3 protein-coding genes are annotated in these 3,239 nt (G+C 58.2%); all 3 read right to left on the minus strand.

Annotation, left to right across the window (positions count from 1 at the left end; translation table 11 throughout):
* The coding region (locus OXS49_RS32925) for a PAS domain-containing protein (protein ID WP_267428706.1) at window positions 1-138 on the minus strand (138 nt) is incomplete at its 3' end.
* A 138-nt stretch (window positions 139-276) separates the two neighbouring features.
* Entirely contained in the window at window positions 277-567 is a 291-nt protein-coding gene (locus tag OXS49_RS32930; protein ID WP_267428704.1) for a hypothetical protein, read from the minus strand.
* 362 nt (window positions 568-929) lie between these two features.
* Window positions 930-2,891, minus strand: coding sequence for a response regulator (locus tag OXS49_RS32935; RefSeq protein ID WP_267428705.1), 1,962 nt, complete (start codon window positions 2,889-2,891; stop codon window positions 930-932).
* Between the last annotated feature and the right edge of the window lie 348 nt (window positions 2,892-3,239).

Here is a 3,239-nt window from a genome sequence, read left to right on the forward strand (position 1 = left end):
GGCATCCACAACCCCATGCATCATTACGGCGGCATCGTTCGCGTAGGTGATGGTCTGATCCGGCTCGATCAGGATCACGCCCTCGGACAGACCGGCCACGATTTGCCGCATCTGTATGTGATGAGCCGCATCGGACATCGGCGTATCTCCATTCGAAGCGCCAACGCTCGAATGCGAGGAAAAGCTCAGAATACCGCGTTTTAGCGTTCCTAATCTGGCCGACCGCTTCCGATGAGCTAACCGAGCAGATCTCAGGCGGAGGAACTACACCTATGATTAGGCGAGAAATTTATTACACACGAGTTGCAGTTTAGGTCGGCGGCTTCCGGTGAGGAACATGACTTCAACCGCGCCTTCATCGATCGTCGTGACGTGGAGGCGGTAGCCCATATTTGTCGCCAGTATACGCGCCTGGTCCAGTGTGCTGGCGGCCAGGGTCATCGTGAACTCAGCTATGCCGGATGCGAGTTGAGCTGCGAGGAGACCAATTTCCACACCTTCGTTGAAGGTCTCGTCACGGCCAGCAAACTGCAGGCGCAGACCGGGTACGACATGGATGTGACGCATGGCTAGTCCCTCCGGACACCTCCCAGTGCACAACCGATCTGGTTAACAGCGCGTTAGCAGCAGCACGCTCTCAAACCATCTAGAATTCTGCTCGACCACTTGGAGTTGGGAGCAACATCTCGCGCGCTCGCGACGCACTTGGTTCTTGAAAGCCGCGTTTTGCGATATGTAAGCTTGAGTTCCAGCGCAGCCGTTCCACCGCGCTTGCCCTATCGGACCTCAACGATAGGTAGAGCGAGCAGCAATGTCGGTTATTCGACATTTTCCTGACAAACCACGCCTTCCGCTTGCAACTCGACCTGATGGTTCAGGCTTGCAGATCCGAAGCGGACCCCGAGGGTGCGGAGCCGTCCCTGCCCTTCTCAGGTCCTGAAACCTATCAGCCTTTCGGCTAGAGTGGCTGACGCGAAGTCGCCGCGATTAAGGATTTGGCTCGCGCCGCGGAGTTTGTTCCGGTCTTCTGCCGATAATTCTCGGCCCGTTAGAACAATTACCGGGATGTCCGAGCAGCCGGGCAGAGCGCGAATGCCTTGCATGAAGCCAAAGCCATCTAGGATGGGCATGTTTAGGTCCATAATTACGACGTTCGGCTTGGTATCAGCAGCTTGCTGCAAGCCTTCCTCACCGTTCGAGGCTTCCAAGACCGACCAGCCGTCATCCTCCAGGGTGGAGCGCATCGCCATGCGGATCATGGCCTCGTCCTCAACCAGAAGCACGGTGCCACGCCCGTCCGGCTCCGCCAGCCTGAACTGGTTCACGATCTTGCCGAACTGCGTCCAGTCGACCGGCTTCAGTATGTAATCCGAAGCACCAAGCGAGGCCGCGAGATTTCGTTGATCGACGGAGGTTACCATTACGACTGGGATTGGCGCCAACATCTCGTCTGCCTTGATCTGGCTCAGCACCGACCAGCCGTCCACGCCCGGCATCATCACGTCCAACAGGATGGCCCGTGGCCGTAGCCTCCTAGCGAGATCGAGCCCGCTCCTACCGTTCGTAGCCGTCTGGACCCGAAAACCCTCGCGATGGAGGAACCTCGTGGTAAGCGCGAGTTGGTCCGTATCGTCGTCGATCACGAGGATGACGTCGCCTCCCACCTCATCGTCGGCGATAACGTCCGGATCAGGAGAGGCTTGCTCGTCGATCGGGGGAACGAAGGTCGCTGGGACGGTGAAGGTGAAGGTGCTGCCCTGGCCAGGGATGCTGGACACCGTGACGGTCCCCGCGAGCATGCCGGCGAAGGCACGCGTGAGCGAAAGACCGAGCCCAGTCCCGCCGAAGTTACGCGTCGTGGAGGCATCAGCCTGCTCGAAACGCTGGAACAGGCGCGAGACCTGCTCGGCCGTCATGCCGATGCCGGAGTCGGAAACGGCGAACGAAAGCCGATCGGTACCCGAGCTGTCTGTGATACGCGAAGCGGAAAGCGTGATCGCTCCATTTTCCGTGAACTTGGCTGCGTTGCTCAGAAAGTTGAAGAGCACCTGCCGCGTTTTAGTCAGGTCGGAATGCATCCGGCCCAACTCAGGCGGGAGCTGCATTTTCAAAGTATTACCCTTTTTGCTAATCAGCGACGCGACTGAACTTGCGACGTCGCGCAGCATATCATCCACCGCGAAATCCTCGGCGTAAACATCCATCTTGCCACTTTCGACCTTGGATAGGTCGAGCACGTCGTTGATGAGCCCCAGCAGGTGACGAGCATTGCGCTCAACTTTGCTTATGTCATCCACGAGGTCAGACGCTTCGCAGCCATCAGAGATTTCCTCTCCCATCATCTCACTGTAGCCAATGATGGCAGAAAGTGGGGTGCGGAGTTCATGGCTCATGTTGGCTAGGAAATCGCTCTTTGCCGTGTTGGCCCGCTCAGCTACCTCCTTGGCGGCTTCCGCGGCGGCATTGGCGCTGGTCAAGGCTGCCTCTCTATCGACGAGGATGTGGTTCGCAGTGTTGAGCCGGTCCAGCATGGCTTCATTCTGCACCACGGATCGACGTAAGGCGTGACAGATCCACACCATGGTCGCGCCGACCAGCACGTACTGAGACAACAGGGCAACGTCGACCCCGTCGAGCATCCCATCTCGCGTGTAGAACCACGCGGCAATCAGGCTCGACAACGCCAGTGCCAGCGTCCCCGCACCCCAGCCAAAAGCAAGGCTCACGACCAGGAGGACCGGGATGTACAACAGGAAAGGTGCGACGTAGGCCGGAGCCAGGAACCGAACGAACGTCATGACGCCAACCAGCAGCAGCGTGACGCTGTAGTTGATGACCGGCGAACGACGTCGGCGGGTGACCGCCCCCATCAGTTTGTGCAAGCTGCTCATGGGACGTGAGTGTCACGACCCAAGTGCTTTAGGAAGCGATTGATTCCTGTTACCGCCCGCTCCACCGCATCGAGCATCGTCGTAGAATATTGGCTTTGGAAATCGCACATGGGTGGCCTGAGTGCCGCCCACCCAGCGCAAAGCGTCCAATCGTCGTCGCAGAATTGAGCATAAGGGTTTCCTACCCAGCTCTTCGAAAGTGGACTGACGGATATCCATACAGCCCAGTCATTCCAAGTCGCCGCTCCGTCGCCCTGCCTTGTTAAGGTTATACGCGCATCCAGCGCATAAACTGACGATGTCGTTTATTCGACCCAATTCGGACCTCAGTCCTATTGCGCGTCCTGT

Source organism: Methylobacterium sp. GC_Met_2 (assembly GCF_026540795.1).
Taxonomy (GTDB): domain Bacteria; phylum Pseudomonadota; class Alphaproteobacteria; order Rhizobiales; family Beijerinckiaceae; genus Methylobacterium.